Raw genomic sequence first — 26,173 nt, 5'->3', positions numbered from 1 at the left:
ACACGTTACTACTCCTCGATGCTACCACCAGCAGCTTCGATTGCTTGCTTGGCGCCTTTAGTCACTTTGATACCTTTAAAAGTATAAGCTTTAGTGACTTCGCCTGACAACATAATACGAACGCGTTTCATGTCATGACGGATAACGTTAGCAGCTTTTAATGTTTCAATGCTAACCACATCGCCTTCGACTTTGTTCAGTTCAGACAGACGAACTTCAGCAGTCGTCATTGCCATTTTACTGGTAAAGCCAAATTTTGGTAGGCGACGATATAAAGGCATTTGACCGCCTTCAAATCCTGAGCGAATGCTAGAACCTGAACGAGATTTCTGACCTTTTACACCGCGACCACCAGTTTTGCCAAGACCTGAACCGATACCACGACCACGACGTTGGGCAGTTTTTTTCGCGCCAACACCTGGTGATAATTCATTTAATCTAAGTCCCATTACGCTTCCTCCACTTTTACCATGTAGTTGACGCGATTGACCATACCACGGGTTGAAGGAGTATCTTCTACTTCAACTGTATGACCAATACGGCGTAAACCCAATCCTTTCAAGCTCGCTTTGTGGCTCTTGAGGCGATGGGCACCCGATTTAAATTGAGTGACTTTCATTTTTTTCATCGTAACTCACCTAGTTTCTAAGTTAACCCAAGATTTCGTCTACAGATTTACCACGTTTTGCTGCCATCTTTTCTGGAGTTGACATATCACGTAAACCGTTAAATGTTGCACGTACAACGTTTGCCGTGTTGGTAGAACCATGAGATTTCGTTAAAACGTCTTTAACACCAGCAACTTCTAATACTGCACGCATTGCGCCACCAGCGATTACACCAGTACCTTCAGATGCAGGCTGCATGTAGACTTTACTAGCACCATGACGTGCTTTGATCGGATGGAACAATGTTGCACCATCAAGCTCAACAGTAATCATGTTGCGCTTAGCAGCTTCAAGTGCTTTTTGAATAGCGGCTGGTACTTCACGTGCTTTACCACGACCAAAACCAACACGGCCATTGCCATCACCCACTACGGTTAGCGCAGTAAATGAGAAAATACGACCACCTTTAACCACTTTTGCAACGCGATCAACGGTAACTAAGCGTTCTACTAGACCGTCAGTCTGTTCATTTTTATCATTTTTATCATTTCTAGCCATGATTAAAACTCCAATCCGTTTTCGCGAGCAGCTTCAGCTAAAGCTTTTACTCGACCATGATATTTAAAACCACTACGGTCAAAGGCAACTTTAGTAATACCAGCTGCTTTTGCGCGTTCTGCGATCAATTGGCCCACAGACGTCGCTGCATCAACGTTACCAGTTGCACCTGAACGTAAGCTGCTGTCTAAGGTAGATGCCTGAGCAATCACTTCACCACCGTTTGGAGAGATAATTTGGGCATAAATATGTCTTGGGGTGCGATTAACCGTTAAGCGATTTACGCCTAAAAAACGGATATGTGCACGGGTTTTCTTTGCTCGACGTAGACGAGCTGCTTTTTTATCAAACATTTCAACTCACCTTATTTTTTCTTGGCTTCTTTGCGAATCACATGCTCGTCACTATAACGAATACCTTTACCTTTATAAGGCTCTGGTGGGCGGAAACCGCGGATATTAGCCGCTGCTTGACCAAGCTGCTGCTTATCGTTTGATTTTAAAACGATTTCAGTTTGCGTTGGGGTTTCAGCTGATACACCTTCAGGTAGCGTATATTCTACTGGATGTGAGTAACCAACGTTTAGCGTTACTTTATTACCAGTAGCTTGAGCGCGATAACCAACACCAATAAGTTGAAGGCGTCTTTCAAAACCTTCATTTACGCCTATTACTAAATTGTTTAGTAAAGAGCGCATGGTGCCAGTATGCATCATGGCTTCTTTTGAATCGGCTGCAGGTGAGAGAAGAATTGCATCATCTTCCTGTTTTAGCTCGACCAATTCATGCAGGCGTAAAGACATATTGCCATTTTTGCCTTTAACTTCGACCTGCCGATCGTTCAAAGTAACACTTACGCCGCTAGGCAGTGCTACTGGGGCTTTAGCCACACGAGACATAGGAATATTCCTTAAAAAAATTAACTTACTTTTATTAGCGAAAAAACTAACAGGCTAAAAAGCGTGTTAGTTTAGCATAATTGACTGCATTAGGCACCTATCAATGTTAAAAAATATGTATGATAAAATTGATAAGTGCCCAACGAAGATCAAGTAGACTTTATCGTCTCGTTACCGATAGCAATGATTGCTAATTAAGCAACGAATGCAACGATTTCACCACCGATACCAGCAGCGCGTGCAGCACGATCGCTCATGATACCTTGGCTGGTTGATACGATAGCAACACCCATACCTTGTTTAACAGTAGGGATAGCGTCTTTACCGCGATGCTGGCGTAGGCCAGGACGGCTATAACGTTGGATCGTTTCAATAACCGCTTTGCCTTCGAAGTATTTTAACTCGATGGTCAAAGTTGCTTTGTTATTTTCTTGCTCAGTCACAACAGCGCTGGCTACATAACCTTCGCTTACTAATAAGTCAGCGATTGATTTACGTAGTTTAGAGCTCGGCATTGCTACCGATACTTTATTAGCCATTTGTGCGTTACGAATACGGGTTAGCATATCCCCAACGGTATCTTGCATACTCATATCGTTACTCCTTACCAGCTTGCTTTACGAACACCAGGCACATCGCCTTGCATGACACGCTCACGCAGCATATTGCGTGATAAGCCAAACTTGCGGAAGTAACCGTGAGGACGACCAGTGATAGCACAACGGTTGCGTAGACGTACTGGTGATGCGTTGCGTGGTAGGGCTTGTAGCTCTAGCATCGCTTCCATACGCTCTTCGTCTGATGCGTTGATATCACTGATAGTTTCTTTTAGCTTAATACGCTTTTCAGCATATTTAGCAACCATTTTTTCGCGTTTTAATTCGCGGTTAATCATGCTCTTCTTTGCCATAACGTCTTTACCTTATTTAAATGGGAAGCCGAATGCTTTAAGCAACGCACGACCTTCTTCATCATTACCAGCTGACGTGGTGATGGTCACATCCATACCGCGGATACGATCAATCTTGTCAAAGTCTACTTCTGGGAATACGATTTGTTCTTTGATACCCAATGAGTAGTTACCACGTCCGTCAAAGGCTTTAGGTGAAAAACCGCGGAAATCACGAATACGAGGAATTGCAATGGCAATGAGACGATCTAAAAATTCGTACATTTGCTCACCGCGCAGCGTTACTTTACAGCCAATTGGCCATTCTTCACGAATTTTAAAGCCAGCAACTGATTTGCGCGCTTTGGTGACGACAGGTTTTTGACCAGCGATAGCGGTCATGTCAGCTACAGCACCTTCAAGCAATTTTTTGTCTTGAGACGCGCCGCCTACACCCATATTAAGCGTGATTTTAGTGATTTTAGGCACTTGCATCACGTTCGCCAAACCAAGCTCTTCTTTGATTTGTTGCTTTAATTCTTCGTTATATAAAGATTTTAATCTTGCCATTACCATTACACCCTTAGTGTCTTACGCAGTCGCCACTACTTCACCGTTCGAACGATAGACGCGTTGTTTCTTGCCGTCTTCACCGAACTGATAAGTAATACGATCAGCTTTTTGGGTTTGCGCATTTAAAATTGCGACATTTGAGATATGCAAAAAAGCTTCTTGCTTAACGATGCCACCTTCAGTACCAGTTGCCTGATTTGGCTTCTGATGTTTGGTGACAATGTTGATGCCTTCAACTTTAATACGATCGTTTTTTACAGCTTGTACAGTACCTTGCTTGCCTTTGTCTTTCCCAGCAATCACGATAACTGTATCGCCTTTACGTAATTTTGACATGGATTACCTCACAATACTTCTGGTGCTAGTGATACAATTTTCATAAACTGATCACCACGTAGTTCACGAGTTACCGGTCCAAAAATACGAGTTGCTATCGGTGCTTTGTTTTGGTTCAACAATACCGCAGCATTGTCATCAAAACGCAGAACTGAACCATCAGGACGACGAACGCCTTTTTTGGTACGTACAACTACAGCATTCATCACGTCGCCTTTTTTAACACGACCACGCGGAATGGCTTCTTTAACCGTTACTTTAATAATGTCGCCAACTGATGCATAACGACGATGAGAGCCACCCAGTACTTTAATGCACTGAACTCGTCTTGCACCGCTATTGTCTGCAACTTCCAGCATCGATTCAACCTGAATCATAGCGTTACTCCACACGTATGAGCAATAAAAACCAGTTGCTGCCGCTAGCACAGAATGAGTAGTCGGCATTTTAATATTAATAACCGCTGCTACTCTTAATGTGAGTGATATACGCTCGGCGCAATCAGCATCCTTAAAAAGGCGGCTATTTTAACAGCTTCTGGCTTTTAATGCAATTTACTTAGATTTTTTCTACTTTTTCAACCACTTCAACCAAAGTCCAAGACTTGGTTTTTGAGATTGGACGCGTTTCTTTGATGCGGACAAGGTCGCCTTGTTGACAAACGTTATCTTCATCATGAGCCTTGATTTTTGTAGAACGACGAAGCTGTTTGCCATACAAAGGATGACGAACCAGACGCTCAATCAAAACTGTGATGGATTTGTCCATCTTGTCGCTGACAACTCGTCCTGTCAATACGCTAGCATTAGCTGTTTGATTGTTATCGCTCATGAGTCGCCTCGTTGTTTCTCGTTAATCAAAGTCTGAATCTGAGCAATCGTGCGACGATTGCTTCTGACTTCATGGGTGTTACCCAACTGACCCGTTGCTTTAGCCATACGAATACGGAAAGCATCAAGTTGCTTTTCATCAAGTAACTGAGTCAGTTCTTCTAATGATTTATCACGTAATTCACTGATCTTCATTACATTATCGTCCGCTTAACAATGGTAGTTTTAAAGGGCAGTTTTGCTGCAGCAAGCGTTAACGCTTCGCGAGCAAGTTCTTCTGAAACCCCTTCGAGTTCATATAGCACTTTACCAGGTTTGATTTCGCATACCCAATACTCGACTGGACCTTTACCTTTACCCATACGTACTTCTAGTGGTTTGTTGGTAATAGGTTTGTCTGGGAATACACGAATCCAAATCTTACCGCCACGCTTGATTTTACGAGTGATGGTACGACGTGCTGCTTCAATTTGACGGGCAGTCATACGACCACGAGTCAACGATTTTAGACCAATTTGTCCGAATGCAACGGTGCTTCCACGGTGAGCAAGACCTGTGTTACGACCTTTGTGCATTTTACGAAACTTGGTACGTTTTGGCTGTAACATAGTTTAACCTCTGTCTGTGTTTCGACGGTTTCCGTTTCCACGACCACGGCGTTTTGGCGCACGAGTCTGCTCTTCTTTGACGGGATTATATACGCTGTTCATACCGTCAAGGATTTCGCCACGGAAAATCCAAACTTTTACACCGATAGTGCCGTATGTGGTTTCTGCACGAATTGACGCGTAGTCAATATCAGCGCGGAGTGTATGCAATGGCACACGACCTTCACGGTACCATTCAGTACGAGCAATCTCAGCACCGCCAAGACGGCCAGACAGCTCAACTTTAATACCTTTAGCACCAGAACGCATGCTGTTCTGTACGGCGCGTTTCATCGCACGACGGAACATAACACGGCGCTCAAGCTGGCTGCCGATACCGTCTGCTACCAAACGTGCATCAAGATCAGGTGATGTGATTTCTTCAATGTTGACCTGAGCAGGTACGCCCATAATTTTGGTCAATTCTTTTTGAAGTCTTTCGATATCTTCGCCTTTTTTACCGATAACAATACCAGGACGCGCAGTGGCGATGGTAATCTTAGCAGCACCAGTAGGACGCTCAATCATAATGTTGCTGATCATAGCGTTGTCTAGTTTTTTGCGTAGATACTCACGAACTTGAATGTCGTTGATGAGGTATTCTGAGTATTGTTTAGGGTTAGCATACCAGTTTGCGTTATGCTTTTTGACAACACCAAGACGAATTCCGATTGGATGTACTTTTTGACCCATAACTTATTCTCCTACCTTTATAGTGATGTGACAAGTACGCTTACTGATACGATCAGCGCGACCTTTAGCACGTGGTAGGATACGTTTTAGCGTAATGCCTTCATCAACGTAGATGGTTGATACTTTAAGAGTATCGATATCTAAACCGTTGTTGTGTTCGGCATTGGCGATGGCTGAGTCAAGACATTTCTTAACGAAAACAGCGCCTTTTTTATTACTATACGTTAGGATATCCAAAGCACGCTCGATAGATTTGCCACGAACTTCATCAGCAACGAGTCTAACTTTTTGTGCCGATATGGCGGCACCGCGTAATTTTGCAGTTACTTCCATGGTAAGCACCTTATCTCTTAGCTTTCTTGTCAATGCCATGACCACGATATGTACGAGTCGGGGCAAATTCACCTAGTTTATGACCAACCATCTGCTCGCTTACGATAACCGGTACGTGAGTACGGCCGTTGTGAACAGATAAGGTTAGGCCAACCATTTGTGGCAAAATCATCGAGCGGCGCGACCAAGTTTTAATTGGTTTGCGTGAGTTGGTGTCTAATGCATTCTCAACTTTAGCAAATAAGTGCGCGTCTATGAATGGACCTTTTTTCAATGAACGAGGCATGAAATTCTTCCTTTATTTCTTCTTGGCGCGGCGGCGGATGATCATACTGTCAGTACGCTTATTATGACGCGTTTTAAGTCCTTTAGACTTCTGACCCCAAGGGCTGGTTGGATGGCGACCTTTGTTACGACCTTCACCACCACCGTGTGGGTGATCAACCGGGTTCATAGCGACACCACGAACAGAAGGACGAACACCGCGCCAACGTGAAGCACCGGCTTTACCAAGTGATTTCAAGTTATTTTCAGTGTTAGAAACTTCACCAATAACAGCACGGCAATTCACGTGTACGCGGCGAGTTTCACCTGAGCGTAGACGTAGAATAGCATAAATACCGTCACGACCTAGTAGCTGAACGCTGGCACCCGCAGAACGAGCTAGCTGTGCACCTTTACCGATTTTAAGTTCGATATTGTGTATCACAGTACCCAATGGGATGTTTTTCAGTGGTAAGCAGTTACCTGGACGGATTGGAGAGTTCTCTCCTGACATGACGGTATCGCCAACTGCTTGTTTTTTAGCAGCAATGATATAGCGACGTTCGCCGTCAGCGTACTTAAGTAAAGCAATGTGTGCAGTACGGTTAGGATCGTATTCGATACGCTCAACCACAGCTGGGATATTGTCTTTAGTACGTTTAAAATCGATAATACGATAATGCTGCTTATGACCACCACCAACGTGACGAGTCGTGATGCGACCATTATTGTTACGACCACCTGACTTACTTTTTGATTCGAGAAGCGCTGCAAAAGGACGACCTTTGTAAAGGTGTGGATGCACCACTTTTTCAACAAAACGACGGCCTGGTGATGTTGGCTTTGCTTTTACGATAGGCATGAGTGTAATCCTTATTCGTTGTTCGCTGTTTCACTAGTAGAAGCAGTCGTGTTTGCGACTTCTTCACCAGCATCAGCCATTTGTACATCTTGACCAGCTTTTAAGGTAACGTAGGCTTTTTTATAGTCATTACGACGGCCGATATTTTTACCAAAACGCTTTGTCTTACCTTTAACATTCAAAGTGTTTACTTTTAAAACTTCAACGCCTTCGAACATCATCTCAACCGCTTTTTTGACTTCAAGCTTAGTAGCATTAGAGTCAACTTTAAATACCTGTACACCAAGTGAGTCGCCAAGCATTTGAGATTTTTCTGAGAATACAGGCCCTCTTAAGACCTGATAAAGTCTTGCGTTATTCATGCTAGTGCTTCCTCAAATTGTTTCGCAGCTTCAACTGACATGATTACTTTATCAAAAGCAATCAAGCTCACTGGATCCACTTCGTTTGTACCAAGTACATTGACGTGTGGGATGTTGCGCGCAGCTAAGTATAGATTTTCGTCAACTTCTTTGGTGACGATTAGTGCACGAGGTGCGCCCAAATCATTTAACTTTGCAATCAGCTCTTTGGTCTTAGGACCAGAAACGCTTAGCTCTTCAACCAAAATCAAACGCTCTTGGCGAATCAATTCGGCTAGGATGCACTGCATAGCACCGCGATACATTTTGCGGTTAACTTTCTGTGACCAATCTTGTGGTTTGGCTGCGAATGCACGACCACCTGAACGCCAGATTGGGCTACGAATAGAACCTGCACGAGCGCGACCAGTACCTTTTTGGCGCCATGGCTTGATGCCACCACCAGAAACTTCGGCACGGGTTTTCTGAGCGCGTGTACCTTGACGAGCACCAGCAAGATATGCGGTGACGACCTGATGCACTAATGCTTCGTTGAATTCACGACCGAAAGCCGTATCAGAAAGCTCAACTGCCGCCCCTGTAACTGTTTTTAAATCCACGTTAATCCCCTTGCTTAGGCTTTGACTGACGGACGTACGATGACATCGCCACCGGTGGCACCTGGGATAGCACCCTTGATGACAAGTAACCCTTTTTCAACATCAACCGATATCACTTCTAGGCCCTGAACGGTAACGCGTTTGTTACCCATTTGACCTGGCATTTTTTTGCCTTTGAAGACTTTACCTGGTGACTGGTTTTGACCAGTTGAACCAAGGACACGGTGAGACACTGAGTTACCATGAGTGGCATCTTGCATGCTAAAGTTGTGACGCTTTACGCCGCCTTGAAAGCCTTTACCTTTACTCTGTCCTGTGACATCTACAATCTGACCTTGTTCGAACAAGTCAGCTAGGATCTCACCACCAATTTCACGACCTTCAAGATCGCTGTCATTGGCACGAAATTCCCATACACCACGGCCAGCTGCAACGCCAGCTTTAGCGAAGTGACCTTTCTGTGCAGCAGTTACGCGGCTGTCACGACGAGTACCTGTGGTAACTTGAATGGCTTGATAGCCATCTACATCAGTATTTTTTACTTGAGTAATGCGGTTAGCATGGACCTCAACCACTGTAACAGGAATAGATTCGCCTGCTTCAGTGAAGATACGGGTCATGCCGCATTTTTTACCGACTAAACCGATCGCCATTTTAGACCTCTTTATATCTTATATTAATGGGTTGGGTGTGTTTTGCATTAACCCAAAGCAATTTGAACGTCAACACCCGCCGCTAAGTCTAACTTCATTAGCGCATCCACAGTTTTGTCGGTAGGCTGAACGATATCAACCATACGCTTGTGAGTACGGATTTCGTACTGGTCACGAGCGTCTTTATTAACGTGTGGTGAGGTTAGAACGTTGAAGCGCTCAATGCGAGTCGGCAACGGTACAGGACCACAAACTTGCGCACCGGTGCGCTTTGCAGTATCAACGATCTCTTGTGCAGATTGATCAATCAGACGATGATCAAAAGACTTAAGACGGATACGGATTCTCTGGTTAGCCATGCCAGCAAGCTCCTAATATGTGCTTTTGTCATTCTTGCTTTGCAAAGATATGAGCAAAAGCCGTTTGGTTAAATATTCACTTTAAGCGGCCTTCTGTTCTTAACCAGAATGAGTTCGTTACCGGAACTTATAGCGTGCCAAAAGCAAAATAGTTTAAAGCCCCGCCGACCCTTCCATTATAGGATGTCAGCAAAGGCATAATGAAATAGTGCTAGAAACGATGCTCTAGCTGTCATAGCGCCAGCTGTTTAATTGGCTGCGCATATATAATTCAGTGGTGTGTATTATACATAGTATTTCGCTCATTGCAAGAGTAATATCGGCGGTGTTTTGAGATATCCCCCTTTATAAACAAGCGCTTTTATCAATAATTTTCTTATCAAAACCTCAATTAAGATACTTTATAATGGTATAAATTTACTCTATCATTAATCTAAAACGATGTCATATTGCTCTTGGGTATAGAGATTTTCGACCTCAAAGGTAATCACTCTACCTAATAGATACTCTAAATCTGCGACGGTGTCTGATTCGGTGGTCAATAGTAAGTCAATGACGGCAGCATGGGCAACCACAGTGAATTTCTTGGGCGAGTTATAAGTTCGCGCACAGCGCATAATCTCGCGAAATATCTCAAAGCAAACGGTTTCGGCCGTTTTAACAAAGCCGCGACCCTGACAGGTTGAGCAAGGTTCACATAGCTGCTGTCCAAGCGACTCACGGGTACGTTTACGCGTCATTTCAACCAGCCCAAGCTCACTGACTTGGGTAATTTTGGTTTTGGCGTAGTCTTGCGCTAGCTGCGCTTGCAGGCTCTCTAAAATATCGTCTTTATGCTGCTGCTCAAGCATATCAATAAAATCTAAGATAATAATGCCGCCAAGGTTTCTTAGGCGTAATTGCCGTGCAATAGCGTGGGTGGCCTCTAAATTGGTTTTATAAACGGTATCTTCTAACGAGCGCCCACCGACAAAAGAGCCAGTATTGACATCGATGGTGGTCATGGCTTCGGTTTGATCGATAATCAGATAACCGCCAGACTTTAAATCGACACGACGTTTTAGGGCATCACGCAAATCATCCTCGACACGGTGGACATCAAACAAGGAAGGCTCGGCGGTATAATGCACAATACGGTCGTAGACGAAAGGCACAAACTCTTTAGCAAAATAACGGACTTGCTCATAGATTTGCGCGTTATCAATCACCACTTTTTCGGTATCGGCATGCACCAAGTCACGAATGGAGCGTAGCGGCAGTGATAATTCTTGATAAATAAGCTCAGAGCTTTGATTCGGTTTTGTTTCTTGGCGACGGGCACAAATGGTGCGCCAGAGCTGCAATAGATAGTAGATATCTTCTTCGAGTTTATCGACTGGCACGCGCTCAGCAGCGGTGCGCGCAATCAGCCCACCTTGTAGATTGACCGTTTGCATCAGGCTCGCCAGTTCAGTTTTGAGACGAGAACGTTCTTCTTCGCCATCAATACGCTGCGAGATACCGATATGGTCACTCGATGGCAGATAGACCAAGTAACGTGATGGTAGCGATATATTGGTAGTTAAACGCGCGCCCTTGCTACCAAGCTGGTCTTTGGTCACTTGTACTAAGATACGTTGGCCTTCGTGCAGTCGATGCTGGATAAGAGATTTTGTAACGGCTACAACCTCGGTGCTGTGCGCACTGACCACAGGCGGCGTGACCGCCAAATCATCAGCGGTAGCTTCGATAACAGGACGTTGGTTATCAGTATTTTCTGAGGTCTTATTTTTGCTCTCGCTAACAGGACGCGGTTCGCGCTGCATGTCATTGACATGTAAAAACGCTGTGCGTGACTGGCCGATGTCGACAAAAGCTGCCTGCATACCCGGAAGCACGCGTACTACCGTGCCCAAATAAATATTGCCGACCAAGCCCAGTTTATGATGACGCTCGATATAAATCTCGCCCAACACCCCGTTATCTAACACGGCGACGCGCGATTCCATGGGACTAATATTAATCAGCAGCTCTTCGGACATAATATTTTCTCTTAGCACTCAGCTTTCTTGTGAAGCGTTCATCGTTTGGTAGCCTCACAGTGTACCAAATGCACCTTGGGTTTGCCCATTATCCTAGCGTGTCATTATGTGCAAATGATTGAGTGATAGCCTTTTGCCAGTTCATATAAAATTAGCCGTTTAATTGTCTTAAACCAAATACGCTCTACTCTAACCTATTTATTTGCCCAGTTTATTTCTTCAGTGCTTAGGCTTTATCGTTGGCGCTGATAGCCGTGATATTTTTAATCAACGCCACAGTTTGTGCCAGCGGTAAACCAACCACATTGGTATAGCTGCCATTAATGCGGCTTACCCAGGCGGCGCCCAAACCTTGAATACCGTAGCCACCAGCTTTATCAGCAGGCTCGCCGCTGTCCCAATAGTTTTCCATCATCTCTTCGGTTAAAGGAATAAAGGTGACATCGGTGCGCTCAGTGATTTGTTGTTGATTCACGATTTGAAATGCTCTGCCGGAGGTTGGAGAGCTTGAAGACTTAGCAGATAACAATACTTGAGTTGCTTGCACTGCTGTCCATACTTGGTGGGTGTCATCAGACATCTGTTGCCACATGCGGTAAGCGTCTGCTCGGCTGTTGGGCTTGACCAATACCGTTTTGCCATCGGCTAAGACACCAATGGTATCAGCGGTTAAAATAATTAGAGATGCAGATAAATCAGTTTGCCTGTCGTTTAACTTTTTATTTAGCTCTTTATTCAATTGCTCTAGCGCCGCTTCTGCTTTGCTAGCAACCATACGTTCAATGTAATCTTTAGGAGATTCATTCACATGCGGCGTTTCATCAATATCGACGCTCATGACCGTAAAGTCGAGTTGCGCTCTGGTTAGCAGCTCATGACGACGCGGCGAGCCAGACGCTAAAATGAGATTCATTGTGATAACTCTTATTTTATAAAATTATGGTTTTACGGCTGTTTAGTTTTGCAGGAAAATGGACAATACAAAGCTAGCTAATAAAAGACCTAGCAAGCAAAAAAGCTAGCGGGCAAATCTCCGTAATGTCAATAACACCAATGGCCAGCTGATGATACTCATAAATAACGATAAGGCAGATTGGGCAACAAAGGTATTTTGGATAAAGAGTTGCAATATCCATAAGCTGACTTGGAAAACAACCAATCCTAAGCTTGCAATAAGCCAAGCGCTAATGGTATTAAGCTGTCTGATATAGATACTGGTGATTTTGATGACCATCGCTACCATAACGGCGGCGAACGCTTGCTGACCTAAGTGGGTATCCATTAATAAATCGGCGATAATACCAATAGCAAAGGCGCTGAAAATCCCGACATAGCGCGGCTGAAACAGTAACCAAAAAATCAGCACCATCACCATCACCATCGGACGCAGTGCAGCCATACTTGGGCTTAAAGGATAGACGCTCAGCGATGAGGCAATAATAAAACTCAGTATAATCAAGGCTGGGAGTACCCCAGTTGCATCATCAAAATCCGCGTATGCCATGAATACTTACCTTTAGCGAGAGTTTAGCAGCTATTTAATCGTTCATTTAATATTGAAAAGAGTAGCAGCGCTAGTTGACCAAATAATTTTGAATACTATTTATCTTATCTGTCTATCCAGACGTCTATGTAAATATCTGTGCAAATGTCTATGCTATAAATAATGACGCGCAATGTGGACTTATGAGTAAGCTGACAAGCCCTTAGTTTTCTTTAATACCCGCATTTCTTCTATTAACCAGTTTATCTTGCAGCACCAATACATAGGCATTGTCGATAAAGTTTGCCGCTGGCGTGACTTCAATACTTCTAAAGTTATCTTCTTGCGTGTCTTCGACATGGGCGATACGACCAACGCGATAGCCCGCCGGAATACGTCCGCCCAAGCCTGAAGACACCAGCTCATCGCCGACGCGCACATCTGAGGTTTTAAAGACGTAGTTAAGGCGTAATGAGGTCGGTATGCCCTCGCCAGTGACGATAGCCCGCTGTCCGGTACGTTTGACGGTCACAGCAACCGATTGCTGCTCATCGGTAATCAGCAATAAGCGACTGGTATTAGGATAGACATTAATAATCTGACCTAAAATGCCCACTTCATCGATGACCGTTTGACCGACTTGCACGCCATCTTGCTCGCCTTTATTAAGTACCACAATTTGCCTGAGCAGATTGGTATCCGTTCCAATCACTTGCGCGAGGTTTAAATCAAATTGCTCAGGGCGCGTGGTCGATAAAATACCTTGCAAACGCGCGTTCTGTGCCAAGACATAATCCTGCTGCTGCAGCTTAGCTTGGGCATGGATAAGTTGCGTTTTTAGCTGCATGTTTTCACGGCGTAGCGCTTCTTTCGACTGCAAGCTGCCGCTCGACCAGTGTTTTGCATAACTCGGTAATAACGACAGCTCATAAATAGGCTGCATGGCGGCATGGGTAGTCGAGCGCATCGGCTTAAACCATTCTGGATTTTTGCTATCAAACCACATCAATACCAGCGCCACTATCAATACGATAGCAGTCTTACGAAGCGCGAGCGGCTGACGAGCAAAAATACTTGGAATCATAATTGGTCTAATCTAGAGGTTTTAAGGTGAGCAACAGTTGCGACGCGCCATAAGAGCAACAAATATCAGCCTATAGCGTCAGTTTAAAATAATGTCGATATATTATTAGCGACGTTTAGCTGATATCGTTCTGCTATCGCATTTTGGTATGGCTAAATGTCATTAAAGGCAACCTTATTGGCTACCTTTAATAAGAAAAAACAAATAGGATCAAACAATTTTTATAGCGCTTTAATATTCACAACTTAAACAAAAATCATATTTAGGCTTTTGTTGTTGATAAAATCAAGCGCAATACCGCCGCCACGGCTGACACAAGTCAATGGCTCTTCAGCGACCGTTACAGGCAGACCTGTTTCTTTAGAGATAAGCTTGTCTAAATCACGCAGCAACGCGCCGCCGCCAGTTAAGACAATACCGCGCTCAGCGATGTCTGATGACAATTCAGGCGGCGTTTGCTCAAGCGCTGCTTTTACCGCGCTCACAATACCACTTAATGGGTCGCTTAAAGCCTTTTGTACTTCTTCAGAATTGACCGTAAAGGTTTTTGGCACGCCTTCTGCCATGCTGCGACCGCGAACTTCAACTTCTAATTGGCTGTCTTCATTTAACGCCGAACCCACCTCTTGCTTGATACGCTCAGCGGTGGTTTCACCAATCACGCAACCATGCGTACGGCGCACATGAGTAATAATCGCTTCATCAAACATATCGCCGCCGATACGAATCGACTCGGCATAGACACAGCCTGACAGCGCGATAACAGCAATCTCAGTGGTGCCGCCACCGATATCAACGACCATAGAACCACTGGCTTCATGCACGGGCATGCCCGCACCGATAGCGGCGGCCATTGGCTCTTCTAGCAACAATACTTTGCTCGCGCCAGCCGAAGATACCGCTTCACGAATCGCTTTACGCTCAACCAACGTCGATTTGCAAGGCACACAAACCACCACGTTGGGCTGTGCCATAAAACGCTTGGCTTTTACTTTAGTGATAAAATGCTTGAGCATTTTTTGTGTCACTTCAAAGTCTGCAATCACGCCATCTTTTAATGGGCGAATAGCCGTGATGTTGGCAGGCGTACGCCCTAGCATCTGTTTGGCATCAATACCAACGGCGGCGACGGTAGGGTTTTGGGTACGATTACTACGTAGCGCGACCACTGTAGGCTCGTCGAGCACCACCCCTTTACCAGGAATAAAGATAAGGGTGTTCGCAGTACCGAGGTCGATTGCGATATTATTTGATAAAAATCCAAACGGGTTCATGGCTAATATATCCAGCGTATTACAAATGAGGCGAATGAGGCGAACGTAATTGACTGAGGGTTACTCGTCAGTGTTGAGCAGGTCGTCGTAAGACATGACCGATGGCGCGAGTTTATCATCGCAGCAAGTCAAACCGAAGCAATAATGATGAAATGAAAAAACTGAGCTAAATTATACCGATTTAGCTCAAAAAAAACACAGAAATTTGCATCAGTACGCTAGGATTTTGCCGTTAAACGCGAAAAGATGTTACAAAGTTTGAAATGACAGAGCAGAGCATGCCATTTAATGAAACATCATTTAATTCAAACACTAACAAGGCGCGATCACCAAGTATTATTGCTGCGGCGGGTTTTGCTAAGGCATTTAAAGGCATTTACTTAACGTTTCGCTGAGCAGTGGCTGCATACTGTAACGTATTTCTGAACGCAATGCTGAGCAATTGACAATCAATCCATAACTATTCGGTCAATTTTGTAACGCTCTTATTTGAGTAAAGTTAGTAAAGATACAGCAGCAATCGATGCCCTGCTCTGTAATCTTCGGTGAGATGCTTTATAATAAAGGCACTCTTTATAAAATACTCAGGTAGATTGTTCATTTGCGCGTATTTTAAACATTATTACTTTATTTAGTTATTAGTCATTACCTATTTTTATCCCTACTCTAATAAAAACCATCCTTCACTGGAGAAACTATGTCACAGCAAACCCTCGCCGCTGAAAACAATGTCAGCCGCCAAGAAATCTTAGAAGTTGCCCGCCTTGCACGCCTCGGCGTTGATGAAGACACCGCCAGCAGCTACGCCGACGATATCAGCGACGTATTAAAATTGATGCAAACGCTTGGCAGTGTCGACACTACTGGTATCAAACCTCTATCAAACATTCATGAAGTTTGCCAAGATCTGCGCGCCGATGTCGCCAAACACGATATCAATCGCGAGCGCAATCAATCGGTCGCGCCTGCTGTTGAAGCGGGCTTATACCTTGTGCCTCAAGTGATTGAATAATTGCCCCAATAATTTTTACCGTATTCCACTCTATTTAATGCTATTCACATTTTGACGGACGACACCTTATGTCTGAACTTCACCTTTTAAGTACCCAGCAGCTGATTACGGGCTTGCAAGACAAACAATTTAGCAGTGCGGAATTAACTGAGCACTATATCAAGCGTATCGACGCGCTCGACAGTAAGATTAACAGCTTTATCACCCACACCTCCGAAACCGCGCGCGCGCAAGCAAAAGCCGCTGATGAAATGCGTGCCCAAGGTGACAAGCGTCCCCTGCTTGGCGTGCCGATGGCGCATAAAGATATCTTTTGTACCCAAGGTGTCTTAACGACTTGTGGCTCAAAAATGCTGCACAACTTTGTGTCACCTTATGATGCCACTGTCGTCACCAACATCGATAAGGCCGGCATGATTAGCCTTGGTAAGCTCAATATGGATGAGTTTGCGATGGGCTCGGATAATGAAAGCTCGCATTATGGCGCGGTACACAATCCTTGGAAACTTGAGCGCGTCCCAGGTGGCTCATCAGGTGGTAGTGCCGCTGCCGTCGCCGCAGGGTTTGTCCCAGTCGCTACCGCTAGTGATACTGGTGGTTCTATCCGTCAGCCTGCTTCATTTTGTGGTTTAACCGGTATCAAACCAACGTATGGTCGTATCTCGCGCTTTGGTATGATTGCTTATGCGTCAAGTCTTGACCAAGCGGGTAGCATGGGCCGCAGTGCGATGGACTGTGCGTATCTGCTACAACCGATGATTGGTCACGACCCACGCGATGCCACTTCTATCAAGCATGATATGCCAGATTACGTGCAAGACTTAAACAATGCAGTCACTACTGCTGGCGACACCGCCAAGCCATTAGAAGGCTTACGTATTGGCGTGGCAAAAGAGTACTTTACCAAAGGTCTAGATACCGAAGTCGAGCAAGCCGTACGGGCAGCGCTAAAGCAATACGAAGCGCTTGGTGCGACGATTGTAGAGGTCAACATCACTGACCCTGAAATTACCCTTGCGACTTATTATATGCTCGCCCCTGCTGAAGCATCATCGAACCTATCGCGTTTTGATGGCGTGCGTTTTGGCTACCGCTGTGAGAATCCAACTGACCTGCTTGACTTATATACGCGCTCGCGCTCAGAAGGCTTTGGCCCTGAAGTACAACGCCGTATCTTGACCGGAACTTACGCGCTATCAGCCGGTTACTTTGATGCCTATTACACCAAAGCTCAAAAAGTACGCCGCCTTATCGTGCAAGATTTTGAAGACGCCTTTGCTAACTGTGATGTCATCGCCAGTCCAACCGCGCCAACAGCAGCTTATAAACTTGCTGAAGACCTCGACCCTGCAACCATGTATTTGGGTGACGTATATACCATCGGTGTCAACTTAGCCGGTCTACCTGCCCTTAGTCAGCCGGTTGGTTTAACCACAAACGGTCTACCAATTGGTCTGCAATTGATTGGTCAATATTGGCAAGAGAGTAAACTACTCTCTACCGCGCATTTATTTCAGCAGCATACCGACCACCATTTACAACACTCTACCATCGCGAAGGAGACGGTATAATGAACACAGCAACTACTACTGATAATGCCGCTCAGCAAGATATCGTCCGCAAAGAGCTGTTTGTCGACGGCTATGAAGTGGTCATCGGGATTGAGATCCATTGCCAACTTAATACTGAAAGTAAAATATTCTCCAGCGCGCCGACTGACTTTGGTCATGAGCCAAATACCCAAGCCAGTATCGTTGATTTAGGGCTGCCTGGCGTATTGCCTGTATTGAATACGGGCGTGGTCGATCGTGCCTTAAAGTTTGGTATCGGTGTCAATGCTGAGCTGGGGTTATTTAATACCTTTGACCGTAAAAACTACTTCTATCCAGATTTGCCTAAAGGCTATCAAATCACCCAAATGGCCAATCCTATCGTTGGCAAAGGTTACATCGATGTGGTAGTCAATGAAGGCGAGAAAAATGAATACCCTAAACGTATGGGCATCACCCGCGCGCACCTAGAAGAAGATGCGGGTAAATCCGTACACGATGCCGTCGATGGCATGACGGGTGTCGATCTTAACCGTGCTGGAACGCCATTAATCGAAATCGTCTCTGAGCCTGACATGCGCTCAGCTGCCGAAGCGATTGCTTATATCAAAGCCATTCACCAGCTGGTCACATGGCTTGGTATCTCAGATGCGATTATGGCAGAAGGCTCATTCCGCTGCGACTGTAACGTCTCTGTGCGTAAACCGGGCGCAGATTTGGGAACACGTACGGAGTTGAAAAACCTCAACTCATTCCGCTTTATCGAACGCGCCATCAATCGTGAAATCGAGCGTCAAATCGACATCATCGAGGACGGTGGTAAAGTTATCCAAGCGACGATGCTATACGATCCTGAGCGCGATGAAACCCGCACCATGCGTACCAAAGAAGACGCCAACGACTATCGCTACTTCCCTGACCCTGACTTATTGCCAGTGCGTATCGAACAGCATACGGTCGATGCCATCAAGGCTGCGATGCCCGAACTACCTGTTGCTCGCCGTGCACGCTTTGAAGAAGCGCTTGGACTATCAGAATACGACGCTCGCATCTTGACCGGTAGCCGTACGCTCGCCGATTATTTTGAAAATGTCGTCGCTGAGGTCGGACAACAAGACGCCAAAATGGCGGCTAACTGGGTCATGGGTGATCTACTCGGTGCCCTTAATAAAGATGATACAGACATCGCCGACTCGCCTATCAGCGCCAAGCAATTGGCAGGCATGCTGGCACGTATCAAAGATGACACTTTATCGGGTAAATTAGCCAAAAAAGTCTTTAGTGCGCTTTATGAGCGCGAAGGCGGCGATGCTGATGACGCTGCTGATAAAATCATCGAAGAAAAAGGGCTTAAGCAAGAAACCGATACAGGCGCGATTAAAGCCATCGTCGAAGAGGTCATTGCCAAAAACCAAGCGATGGTCGACGAGTATCGCGGCGGTAAAGAAAAAGCCTTTAACGGTCTGGTTGGGCAAGTGATGAAAGCCAGCCGCGGCAGTGCCAACCCGCAACAAGTAAACCAAATCCTAAAAGAGCTATTGGGTTAAGGTTGAATAACTATGTATGCAACTGACTGTGATAAGTAAAATGCCATTGTAGATTTTGGCTAAAATAAATAGCCCTTGCAATATGCATAATTTTGCGTAAAATAGTCAGTCATTCGGGGCGTAGCGCAGTCTGGTAGCGCACTACACTGGGGGTGTAGTGGTCGCAGGTTCAAATCCTGCCGTTCCGACCAAACATAGTAGTTAAACAAAAAAGCCAACCATTGATATCAATGGTTGGCTTTTTTTATGCTCATTATTCTTCATAAAGTATTACAAAGACGCCTTAGTAATCGCACTTAGCGCTTCATTGATAACAAAGATTTTGGATTTGATATCTTTAAAACCAAATGAAGTCAGTCTTTGGGTATGCTTTTCTAAATAACGATTGGCATCGTCCAAATTATCAAACACATAGATACCGCCCGCTTCTTGCGTTGCTTCGTTTTCTGTCCATAGCTTATAGACCAAACCGTTTTCGGTTGCGATATCTTCAGCCAGCTCTTTCATGGCATCAAAAAACGCACTACCAAAAGGACCGCTATAAGGAAAGTCGATTTGCAAAAGGTACTTCATAATTTAGTCCTCTGTATTACTGAAAGGTTGGCAATCATATATTCTGCCAGATGACTACAATCTTAACATATTACGATTCGCTATAGACTTTTAGTAAGCAAGTCGCTAGGGTAAATACTTTATATTTACTCTGGTTTGTCCTATGTCTGAGCTTACGCCGCGCCTTGATAGCTATGCACCTTGGGAAGCTTATCGGCGACCTTTTGTGCGTGATTTGGCGTATGTACTCGCCTGCCCTAACGTCTTGACGACGTGGTTGGATTTCGCACCGCATCAAACTACCCACAAAGTTGCAATACATAGCGCAGACTTTTGGCAACAGCAGTTTGAAGCTTATAAGCCGCGTTTAAAAGAGTTGGATACCACCAATGACTATCAGGCATTAACCCGCTATTTATTAAAACGTCCTAGCCCCAATCGCTTGGGTTTTCACTTTGAAGGATTGTTATCGTTTTGGCTAGAAGATGGCTTTGCACGCAAATTACATCGGTACGAGACGCTTGCCAATAACGTGCAGTTATACAATGGCAAGCAGACAACAGGCGAGCTTGATTTGATTTTGTATAATCATGAAGACAATCTGGTTGAGCATTGGGAATTAGCGATTAAGTTTTTTATGGGGTCAGCGCCGTTTGCGCCGATAAATTGGGTCGGTATCAACTCCAACGATAATTTACAGCGCAAAATGACCCATATGCAAACCAAACAATTTCGTACAGTATGGCTAGATACCGAGGCACATGGACAAGTGAAGATTGATAAACGTTATGGCGTCATTAAAGGACGTTTCTTTTTGCCAATTGGCACTCATAATTTTAATTACCCTGCGTGGCTAGCGCCAAGCTTTCCGATGCACGAATGGTGCGATAAAACTGATAATGCCACGCTTGCAACGATTGATGTAACCGCATTACGCGCCGCCCATTATATTGAATGGTTTAGCAAGCGCGACTTTTATGACAATCGTCAGTTATCCCTTATCTATTTTGAAAACGGTATTTTAAGAACAGGATTATATTTTGAAGGTGACAGGCTGATTGTGATTTATCCTAAAAAGCCTGACCCAGCAAAAGACATACGTTAAGCTTTTATTATAAACTTAATAACTCTCAATTACCTGCATCAGCTCATATCTGAGCATATCAGCACTCGGCATGCGTTCGGCATGAAAGCGCACGATAGCAATACCGGCACTGGCAAGCGCTTTGTCTTTTTTATCGTCCGCCTTTTGCCGCGCTTTACTATTATGCGTCCAATCATCAAGCTCGATGGCCAGCAAGGTAGTCTGTGCATCGATGTCCACGATGACATAGTCGACGCTTTGGCGACAAATGCGGTTAAACCAAAAGCTACGCTCCGAGGTTTCGTCACTGTTTGCTTCGATGATACGAGACAGCTGAACTTGCACAAAAATATGATATTCGGGCAGCGCATTTTTTAACTTTTTAAAAAAGATGACTTCCGTATCGGTCATGATAGGCATCGGCGCAAATGGCCAAATAGCCAGCTCATCACCGCGCACAGGTGGCGGCTCAGGCTCAGTGGAATGCTTATTAGAAAACAGTTTTGGCAGGGTGATCAGCCCGACAAATCCAACTGCTAATATTAAAAATATAACGCCAAATGACATGGTTTTACCTTATACATAATGAAAGCCGTCAGCTACGTAGAGGATGTCATTAAATAAAATGACGACACATAGCTAACCGCGACAGGGCAGCCTTTATAGGCTGACAGGTTATACAGTACAGAAAAGAACAGGAAGAAACAGAAAATAGCGGCGCACATCGTAACCAAGCTGGCCCCAATCGGCAAACGATAAAACAAAAAACACGACAATAGATGTCGTGTTTGAATAAAATTAACGAGAAAGATAAAAATACAAACGGGCGTAATTAAAATCGCACGGTTTATTTAGTGCTAATGGCTATCATATTACAGCAATTTAAATTTATTTTAGCGCCAGTATAAAACCCAAGCACTGGTGGTATTCACTTTCGGGTCGCTATTAATCTTATCTTTTAGCGCCAAAGCGGCGACTTTGCCGCGCTCAGGGCCAACGATAACGCGCACACCACGACTGGTAGGACTGGTTTTGACTTGATAACCCGCTGATTGGAATTTTTTTGCCAACTCATCCGCTTTGGCTTGGTCATTCGCGAGTGCCACTTGTACGCCAAAACTGCCTTTAGCATCGGTTTCTTTCACCTCTTTACGGGCTGCGCTCAGTTTCTGCTGCGCTTCACGCTTGGCATCGGCAGATTTCTTGGCTAACGCTTCTTCTTTTTGACGCTTTTCTTCACGCGCTTTTTCAGCCGCTGCTGCTTCACGTGCTAGGCGATCTACCTGCTGACGCGATGGGATGGTAATATTTTGACCCAGTTGTAGCGAGGTCGACGGTGAAAGGTTATTTGCTTGTGCCAAGACTTCTACGGGCATATTGTGTTGCCGTGCCAGTTTAATCAGCCCATCACCTTTTTTTACCTGATAATCCGTAGGCGATTTTGGCGCTTCATTTTTAGCGACTTCTGCAGCTTTTTGTTTTTTCTCAGCTTCAGCTTGTTTTTTAACCTCTGCCTGCTTTTTTGCTTCCGCTGCCTTTTTACTCTCTGCTAGCTTTTTAGCGGCCGCTTGTTCTTTAAGCACAGCTTGGCGCTGAGCTTCTTGTTGCGCTTGAGCGGCTTTTTTCTGCTCACGGGCACTATTATCATTCTCAGTTGTCGTGGCAGTATTATTGCTATCTGTACTAGATTTGGTCGCCGTCGCCGTGTCTTTTTCAGCGTCTTTAGTGTCCTCGGCTTCTTTATCTTTAGCAGGTGCGGTGCTTGCCAAATATTGCTGACTTTCGGCGCGTGCTTTGGCCAATGCTTGCGCTTCAGCCGCCTCTTGCTCGCTTAAGAATTGCTGCGCACGTCTTTCTTGCTCTGCAACGCGAGCGGCACGCTCTTTTTGTTTTTGTGCCAAGATGCGCTTTTCAGTTTCGATATCAGTCGTCAATGGCTGTGGAGATTCTTGCGCTGGGCTTTGTTTTTCTATCATCGCTGACGCAGGTTTTGTTTTATTGCTATCACCAATTTGTTGTACCATGGCGTACAGCATCACGCTACCGCCAATAATCATCCCAATGCCCAATAAGGCTTGTCTCGAAAAGTTCATCCGTTTACGTCTCTTAGTTGGTAATAAGGTTGATTGAGCGGCGCAACTGTCGTCCCAAGCTATATTTATATGGCTTTAATAAACAATTTTGAAACTTAATCTCGCCGCCAGTTACGTCCAGCCATTTTTAAATGCTAAGTTAAGCTGTACATAGCCATTTTAATTTGTACATAGCATTGTATAGCAGTATGTTAAAGCAGTTTGATTATAAAGCATATTTTTTATACTGTCTGCTATCATGCTTCTGCTAAGACTAACATTAAATCATTATGATTTTAATTTAAATTATCAGCAGCAAGTGCCGCTAGCGCCTCGCCAATCGTATGGAACGAGCCACATACCACGATTAAGTCTTGCGCTTGACTGCCCTTTATAACAGCAGCAGTCGCTTCTGATAAACGTTTAAACTCATGTATTTGTGCCTTATCAACATAACTCGCTAAGATACCTTGTAGCTGCTCAGTGCTGGCTGCGCGTGGATAATCAATCTCAGCGATAAACCAATCGCTAATGGGCAAGCCCGCTTCAGTCAAACGCTGCACGACTTTATTGATATCCTTATCGCCCAACATAGAAAACAGTATTTTAATGTTGGCAGGTTTACTACTTAAGTGTGCGCAACTATTTTGCGTTGCTAGATGCTGCTGCCAAAGCGGTAATAATTGCGCCAATAAAAACTCAACACCTTGCTCGTTATGCGCCACATCAAACAGCCAATGACGGTTATGGGTCTCACGATAATCAAAACGACCGGCAAGCTTGACCGTTTGCAATGCCTGTTCAATAGCACTTTTATCAATATTTAATGGGCTTGCCAGCACCGCTGATAAAGCATTGGAAGTATTAGTCAAGGATAGCGTGGGGCGCGGTAGTTGCATAGTGACAGCAGCATTACTATATTGCCAAACGTCGGTATCTACTTCACGATAATTAAAGTCTTGTCCAGCTTGATAACAAGTTGCCTGATGCGTGGCAATCGCTTGCTGTACACTCGCTGGCATCGTCTTATCGCCATAAACTAGGGTAATACCATCGCGTAGGATTCCTGCTTTTTCACGGCCGATATCTTCGACATTATCGCCTAGCCAATCGACATGATCGATAGCGATATTGGTAATCACCGCCATATCAGGATCAATGATATTAACCACATCTAAGCGACCGCCGAGCCCCACTTCTAACACCCAAACATCACAATCTGCTTCGGCAAAGATTAATAGTGCGGCCAATGTTGTCATTTCAAAAAATGACAAGGTTAAAGCGCACTGTAACCTTGCCGCCTCTACCTTGCTAAAGGCATCAATCAAGGTCTCATCACTGACCATCTCGCCATTGATGCGCACGCGCTCGTTAAACACACTCAGATGCGGTGATTGGTACAGCGCGGTTTTATAACCTGCCGCTTGGCATATCTGCGCGATGACCGCAGTTGTTGAGCCTTTGCCATTGGTGCCCGCTACGGTAAACACATAAGCATCGTCTTTGGCTGACTGTACCACGCCTAACGCCTCAGCAATCGGCAATACGCGCGATAAGCCCATATCTATCGCTGAGACATGAATTTGCTGCATATAATCGAGCCATTCGGTCAAACTCGAGTGCTCATTAGGAATATTAGAATTAGATACGATAGAGTCAGACATGGGCGGAACCTATATGGAATTTTTCGGGAAAATAGAGAATGAGAAAATGGTTAAATAAGAAATAGAGACAGTATATAACTACCTAGCCAAAAAGCAAAAATAGCATTTACCGTGATTGACGATAAATGCTATTAAGTCATAACGATTTCGATTGTCTGTTTACTAAACCAGCTCAGCACATGTTAAGCATCAACATTCGGTACGCGGCATAGTTTTGCCAGCAGACGGTAAATGGTATCAATGAGCTGATGACGGTGCACCACTTCATCGACCACCCCGTGCTCTAATAAGAACTCGGCACGCTGGAATGGCTCTTCTAGCGTCTCACGTACTGTCTGTTCAATCACGCGCTTACCAGCAAAGCCAATCATGGCCTTTGGTTCTGCCAAATGAATATCACCTAGCATAGCAAGCGATGCCGTCACCCCGCCATAAACAGGATTGGTCAATACTACAATATATGGCACACCAGCAATTCGTAAGCGTTCAATCGCCGCTGCCGTACGAGCCATTTGCATCAAAGATAGCAGACCCTCTTGCATACGCGCACCGCCAGAAGCAGCAAAGCAGACTAAGGGTACTTTATCTTTAAGGGCTTTTTCAGCCGCTTCTACAAAACGGTCGCCGACCACCGAGCCCATAGAGCCACCCATAAAACGGAAGTCAAAGGCACACGTCACGATATCAAGATTGCGCAATTTACCATACATCACAATCAGTGCTTCAGACTCGCCGGTTTTGTCTTGTGCTTCGCTCATACGCTGCGGATACGGCTTACTATCCACAAAGCTCAATGGGTCTTTGGCAGTGAATTGCTGTCCTAGCTCACCGTCTACTTGGTCGAGTAGCCAGTTTAAGCGTTCACGCGCACTCATCGGTAAATGATGGTCACAATGCGGGCAGACATAGCAATTGAAAATCAGCGCCGTATTGGTAATCATTGAATGACAGCTACTACACTTAGTTGACGGTTCAGTTTCGACAGCCGTCAAAGGTGCAGTCAATTGCTGTTTAATGCCCGGTATCGGGCGCTCAAACCATGATTGCCCAGCGGAACTGCCATTTTTTTCAGTCGTGCCTGTTTCAGTATTATTTGCAGTGGCCATATCAGGTTTTGTTATCGTATCAGTCATAGTATTCGCCATTATCAAAGGCTTATCGACAAGTCGGCCAGCTTGGTTTAATTGGCTTAGTCTCTTGTCCCTAAGAAGTCCGTTTATAAGAATCAATTTAAAAGTCACATATCGTTATAACATCAGCAGTTATAAAGCACGCTTATGCACAACTGTAACAATTTATATGTGATGTTAGTTTACACACGTAAACTAACTTTAGCAAAGTCATTTGCCTGTGTCTTTATAAACAT

General features: G+C 44.9%; 34 protein-coding genes, 1 tRNA gene and 1 pseudogene. 5 read left to right on the top strand and 31 right to left on the bottom strand.

Annotated elements, in window-relative coordinates:
• Positions 1–8 precede the first annotated feature (8 nt).
• From rplO to ACPEGP_RS11860, 26 genes and pseudogenes are all read right to left on the bottom strand, one after another.
• On the bottom strand, positions 9–449 hold the full coding sequence (rplO, locus tag ACPEGP_RS11985) for a 50S ribosomal protein L15 (protein ID WP_068408451.1): 441 nt from the start codon (positions 447–449) through the stop codon (positions 9–11).
• A complete protein-coding gene (rpmD, locus tag ACPEGP_RS11980; RefSeq protein ID WP_068408453.1) occupies positions 449–628 on the bottom strand; it encodes a 50S ribosomal protein L30 in 180 nt (59 codons plus the stop codon). The genes rplO and rpmD overlap by 1 nt, the downstream gene beginning before the upstream one ends.
• A 22-nt stretch (positions 629–650) precedes the next feature.
• Complete coding sequence (rpsE, locus tag ACPEGP_RS11975) at positions 651–1,166, bottom strand: 30S ribosomal protein S5 (RefSeq protein ID WP_068408455.1); 516 nt, start codon at positions 1,164–1,166, stop codon at positions 651–653.
• 2 nt (positions 1,167–1,168) lie between these two features.
• Positions 1,169–1,519 carry a 50S ribosomal protein L18 gene (gene rplR, locus ACPEGP_RS11970; protein WP_068408457.1) on the bottom strand — a complete coding sequence of 117 codons (351 nt, stop codon included), beginning with the start codon at positions 1,517–1,519 and terminating at the stop codon, positions 1,169–1,171.
• 11 nt (positions 1,520–1,530) lie between these two features.
• Positions 1,531–2,064, bottom strand: coding sequence for a 50S ribosomal protein L6 (gene rplF, locus ACPEGP_RS11965; protein WP_068408459.1), 534 nt, complete (start codon positions 2,062–2,064; stop codon positions 1,531–1,533).
• A gap of 194 nt (positions 2,065–2,258) precedes the next feature.
• Complete coding sequence (rpsH, locus tag ACPEGP_RS11960) at positions 2,259–2,657, bottom strand: 30S ribosomal protein S8 (protein WP_068408460.1); 399 nt, start codon at positions 2,655–2,657, stop codon at positions 2,259–2,261.
• 11 nt (positions 2,658–2,668) lie between these two features.
• The gene (rpsN, locus tag ACPEGP_RS11955; protein WP_068408462.1) at positions 2,669–2,974 is read right to left on the bottom strand and encodes a 30S ribosomal protein S14; all 306 of its coding nucleotides are present in this window, start codon (positions 2,972–2,974) and stop codon (positions 2,669–2,671) included.
• A gap of 12 nt (positions 2,975–2,986) precedes the next feature.
• Positions 2,987–3,523 (bottom strand): 50S ribosomal protein L5, encoded by a 537-nt coding sequence (gene rplE / locus ACPEGP_RS11950; protein WP_068408463.1) that lies wholly within the window; start codon positions 3,521–3,523, stop codon positions 2,987–2,989.
• A 21-nt stretch (positions 3,524–3,544) separates the two neighbouring features.
• Positions 3,545–3,862: a 50S ribosomal protein L24 gene (gene rplX / locus ACPEGP_RS11945; RefSeq protein ID WP_068408465.1), complete on the bottom strand. Its 318-nt coding sequence runs from the start codon at positions 3,860–3,862 to the stop codon at positions 3,545–3,547.
• 8 nt (positions 3,863–3,870) lie between these two features.
• Positions 3,871–4,239, bottom strand: a complete 369-nt coding sequence (gene rplN / locus ACPEGP_RS11940) for a 50S ribosomal protein L14 (RefSeq protein WP_010196702.1) — start codon at positions 4,237–4,239, stop codon at positions 3,871–3,873.
• Between the two features lie 181 nt (positions 4,240–4,420).
• On the bottom strand, positions 4,421–4,693 hold the full coding sequence (rpsQ, locus tag ACPEGP_RS11935) for a 30S ribosomal protein S17 (protein WP_068408467.1): 273 nt from the start codon (positions 4,691–4,693) through the stop codon (positions 4,421–4,423).
• On the bottom strand, positions 4,690–4,887 hold the full coding sequence (gene rpmC, locus ACPEGP_RS11930) for a 50S ribosomal protein L29 (RefSeq protein WP_068408469.1): 198 nt from the start codon (positions 4,885–4,887) through the stop codon (positions 4,690–4,692). The genes rpsQ and rpmC overlap by 4 nt, the downstream gene beginning before the upstream one ends.
• Positions 4,887–5,300 (bottom strand): 50S ribosomal protein L16, encoded by a 414-nt coding sequence (gene rplP, locus ACPEGP_RS11925; RefSeq protein WP_068034608.1) that lies wholly within the window; start codon positions 5,298–5,300, stop codon positions 4,887–4,889. Before rplP ends, rpmC begins: the two co-directional genes overlap by 1 nt.
• Positions 5,198–6,032: pseudogene (gene rpsC, locus ACPEGP_RS11920) on the bottom strand (30S ribosomal protein S3). The gene rplP and the pseudogene rpsC overlap by 103 nt, the downstream one beginning before the upstream one ends.
• 3 nt (positions 6,033–6,035) lie before the next feature.
• Complete coding sequence (rplV, locus tag ACPEGP_RS11915; protein ID WP_068408473.1) at positions 6,036–6,365, bottom strand: 50S ribosomal protein L22; 330 nt, start codon at positions 6,363–6,365, stop codon at positions 6,036–6,038.
• Positions 6,366–6,375: 10 nt separating this feature from the next.
• Positions 6,376–6,651, bottom strand: a complete 276-nt coding sequence (rpsS, locus tag ACPEGP_RS11910; protein WP_010196682.1) for a 30S ribosomal protein S19 — start codon at positions 6,649–6,651, stop codon at positions 6,376–6,378.
• Between the two features lie 12 nt (positions 6,652–6,663).
• Positions 6,664–7,491 (bottom strand): 50S ribosomal protein L2, encoded by an 828-nt coding sequence (gene rplB, locus ACPEGP_RS11905; RefSeq protein ID WP_068408475.1) that lies wholly within the window; start codon positions 7,489–7,491, stop codon positions 6,664–6,666.
• 11 nt (positions 7,492–7,502) lie between these two features.
• On the bottom strand, positions 7,503–7,853 hold the full coding sequence (gene rplW / locus ACPEGP_RS11900) for a 50S ribosomal protein L23 (RefSeq protein ID WP_068408477.1): 351 nt from the start codon (positions 7,851–7,853) through the stop codon (positions 7,503–7,505).
• Entirely contained in the window at positions 7,850–8,452 is a 603-nt protein-coding gene (gene rplD, locus ACPEGP_RS11895; protein ID WP_068408479.1) for a 50S ribosomal protein L4, read from the bottom strand. The genes rplW and rplD overlap by 4 nt, the downstream gene beginning before the upstream one ends.
• Positions 8,453–8,466: 14 nt before the next feature.
• The gene (gene rplC, locus ACPEGP_RS11890; RefSeq protein WP_068408481.1) at positions 8,467–9,105 is read right to left on the bottom strand and encodes a 50S ribosomal protein L3; all 639 of its coding nucleotides are present in this window, start codon (positions 9,103–9,105) and stop codon (positions 8,467–8,469) included.
• Between the two features lie 47 nt (positions 9,106–9,152).
• Positions 9,153–9,464, bottom strand: a complete 312-nt coding sequence (gene rpsJ / locus ACPEGP_RS11885; RefSeq protein ID WP_010196670.1) for a 30S ribosomal protein S10 — start codon at positions 9,462–9,464, stop codon at positions 9,153–9,155.
• 428 nt (positions 9,465–9,892) lie between these two features.
• Positions 9,893–11,485, bottom strand: a complete 1,593-nt coding sequence (locus tag ACPEGP_RS11880; RefSeq protein ID WP_423813537.1) for an Rne/Rng family ribonuclease — start codon at positions 11,483–11,485, stop codon at positions 9,893–9,895.
• Between the two features lie 226 nt (positions 11,486–11,711).
• On the bottom strand, positions 11,712–12,398 hold the full coding sequence (locus tag ACPEGP_RS11875) for a Maf family protein (RefSeq protein ID WP_423813536.1): 687 nt from the start codon (positions 12,396–12,398) through the stop codon (positions 11,712–11,714).
• Positions 12,399–12,503: 105 nt separating this feature from the next.
• Positions 12,504–12,989, bottom strand: a complete 486-nt coding sequence (mreD, locus tag ACPEGP_RS11870; RefSeq protein WP_191691540.1) for a rod shape-determining protein MreD — start codon at positions 12,987–12,989, stop codon at positions 12,504–12,506.
• Positions 12,990–13,191: 202 nt separating this feature from the next.
• Positions 13,192–14,052 carry a rod shape-determining protein MreC gene (gene mreC / locus ACPEGP_RS11865; RefSeq protein WP_423813535.1) on the bottom strand — a complete coding sequence of 287 codons (861 nt, stop codon included), beginning with the start codon at positions 14,050–14,052 and terminating at the stop codon, positions 13,192–13,194.
• 245 nt (positions 14,053–14,297) lie between these two features.
• A complete protein-coding gene (locus ACPEGP_RS11860; RefSeq protein WP_102077545.1) occupies positions 14,298–15,326 on the bottom strand; it encodes a rod shape-determining protein in 1,029 nt (342 codons plus the stop codon).
• A gap of 697 nt (positions 15,327–16,023) precedes the next feature.
• Between ACPEGP_RS11860 and gatC the strand changes: the two genes are divergently transcribed.
• The 4 genes from gatC to ACPEGP_RS11840 all read left to right on the top strand — a co-directional run bounded on the left by gatC (position 16,024) and on the right by ACPEGP_RS11840 (position 19,626).
• Positions 16,024–16,338 carry an Asp-tRNA(Asn)/Glu-tRNA(Gln) amidotransferase subunit GatC gene (gene gatC / locus ACPEGP_RS11855; RefSeq protein ID WP_201592264.1) on the top strand — a complete coding sequence of 105 codons (315 nt, stop codon included), beginning with the start codon at positions 16,024–16,026 and terminating at the stop codon, positions 16,336–16,338.
• 68 nt (positions 16,339–16,406) lie between these two features.
• A complete protein-coding gene (gene gatA, locus ACPEGP_RS11850; RefSeq protein WP_423813534.1) occupies positions 16,407–17,909 on the top strand; it encodes an Asp-tRNA(Asn)/Glu-tRNA(Gln) amidotransferase subunit GatA in 1,503 nt (500 codons plus the stop codon).
• Entirely contained in the window at positions 17,909–19,435 is a 1,527-nt protein-coding gene (gatB, locus tag ACPEGP_RS11845) for an Asp-tRNA(Asn)/Glu-tRNA(Gln) amidotransferase subunit GatB (RefSeq protein WP_102077542.1), read from the top strand. The genes gatA and gatB overlap by 1 nt, the downstream gene beginning before the upstream one ends.
• Before the next feature lie 114 nt (positions 19,436–19,549).
• Positions 19,550–19,626 (top strand) — tRNA-Pro (locus ACPEGP_RS11840).
• Between the two features lie 79 nt (positions 19,627–19,705).
• Here ACPEGP_RS11840 and ACPEGP_RS11835 read toward each other — a convergent pair.
• Positions 19,706–20,008 (bottom strand): monooxygenase, encoded by a 303-nt coding sequence (locus ACPEGP_RS11835; protein ID WP_102077541.1) that lies wholly within the window; start codon positions 20,006–20,008, stop codon positions 19,706–19,708.
• A 142-nt stretch (positions 20,009–20,150) separates the two neighbouring features.
• Between ACPEGP_RS11835 and ACPEGP_RS11830 the strand changes: the two genes are divergently transcribed.
• Entirely contained in the window at positions 20,151–21,092 is a 942-nt protein-coding gene (locus ACPEGP_RS11830) for a DUF1853 family protein (protein ID WP_193030634.1), read from the top strand.
• A gap of 15 nt (positions 21,093–21,107) precedes the next feature.
• Here the strand turns inward: ACPEGP_RS11830 and ACPEGP_RS11825 are convergent, their stop codons facing one another.
• From ACPEGP_RS11825 to accD, 4 genes are all read right to left on the bottom strand, one after another.
• On the bottom strand, positions 21,108–21,638 hold the full coding sequence (locus ACPEGP_RS11825) for a DUF2726 domain-containing protein (RefSeq protein ID WP_068408504.1): 531 nt from the start codon (positions 21,636–21,638) through the stop codon (positions 21,108–21,110).
• 326 nt (positions 21,639–21,964) lie between these two features.
• Positions 21,965–23,164, bottom strand: coding sequence for a LysM peptidoglycan-binding domain-containing protein (locus ACPEGP_RS11820; protein WP_423813533.1), 1,200 nt, complete (start codon positions 23,162–23,164; stop codon positions 21,965–21,967).
• A 275-nt stretch (positions 23,165–23,439) separates the two neighbouring features.
• Positions 23,440–24,807 (bottom strand): bifunctional tetrahydrofolate synthase/dihydrofolate synthase, encoded by a 1,368-nt coding sequence (folC, locus tag ACPEGP_RS11815; protein WP_423813532.1) that lies wholly within the window; start codon positions 24,805–24,807, stop codon positions 23,440–23,442.
• Positions 24,808–24,989: 182 nt separating this feature from the next.
• Positions 24,990–25,952, bottom strand: a complete 963-nt coding sequence (accD, locus tag ACPEGP_RS11810) for an acetyl-CoA carboxylase, carboxyltransferase subunit beta (RefSeq protein ID WP_423813531.1) — start codon at positions 25,950–25,952, stop codon at positions 24,990–24,992.
• Positions 25,953–26,173 lie beyond the last annotated feature (221 nt).

This window comes from Psychrobacter sp. 219-2-C, from assembly GCF_049560815.1.
Taxonomy (GTDB): Bacteria; Pseudomonadota; Gammaproteobacteria; order Pseudomonadales; family Moraxellaceae; genus Psychrobacter; species Psychrobacter faecalis.
Note: the sequence above shows the minus strand (reverse complement) of the source record. Positions and strands in the feature narration are given on the sequence as shown.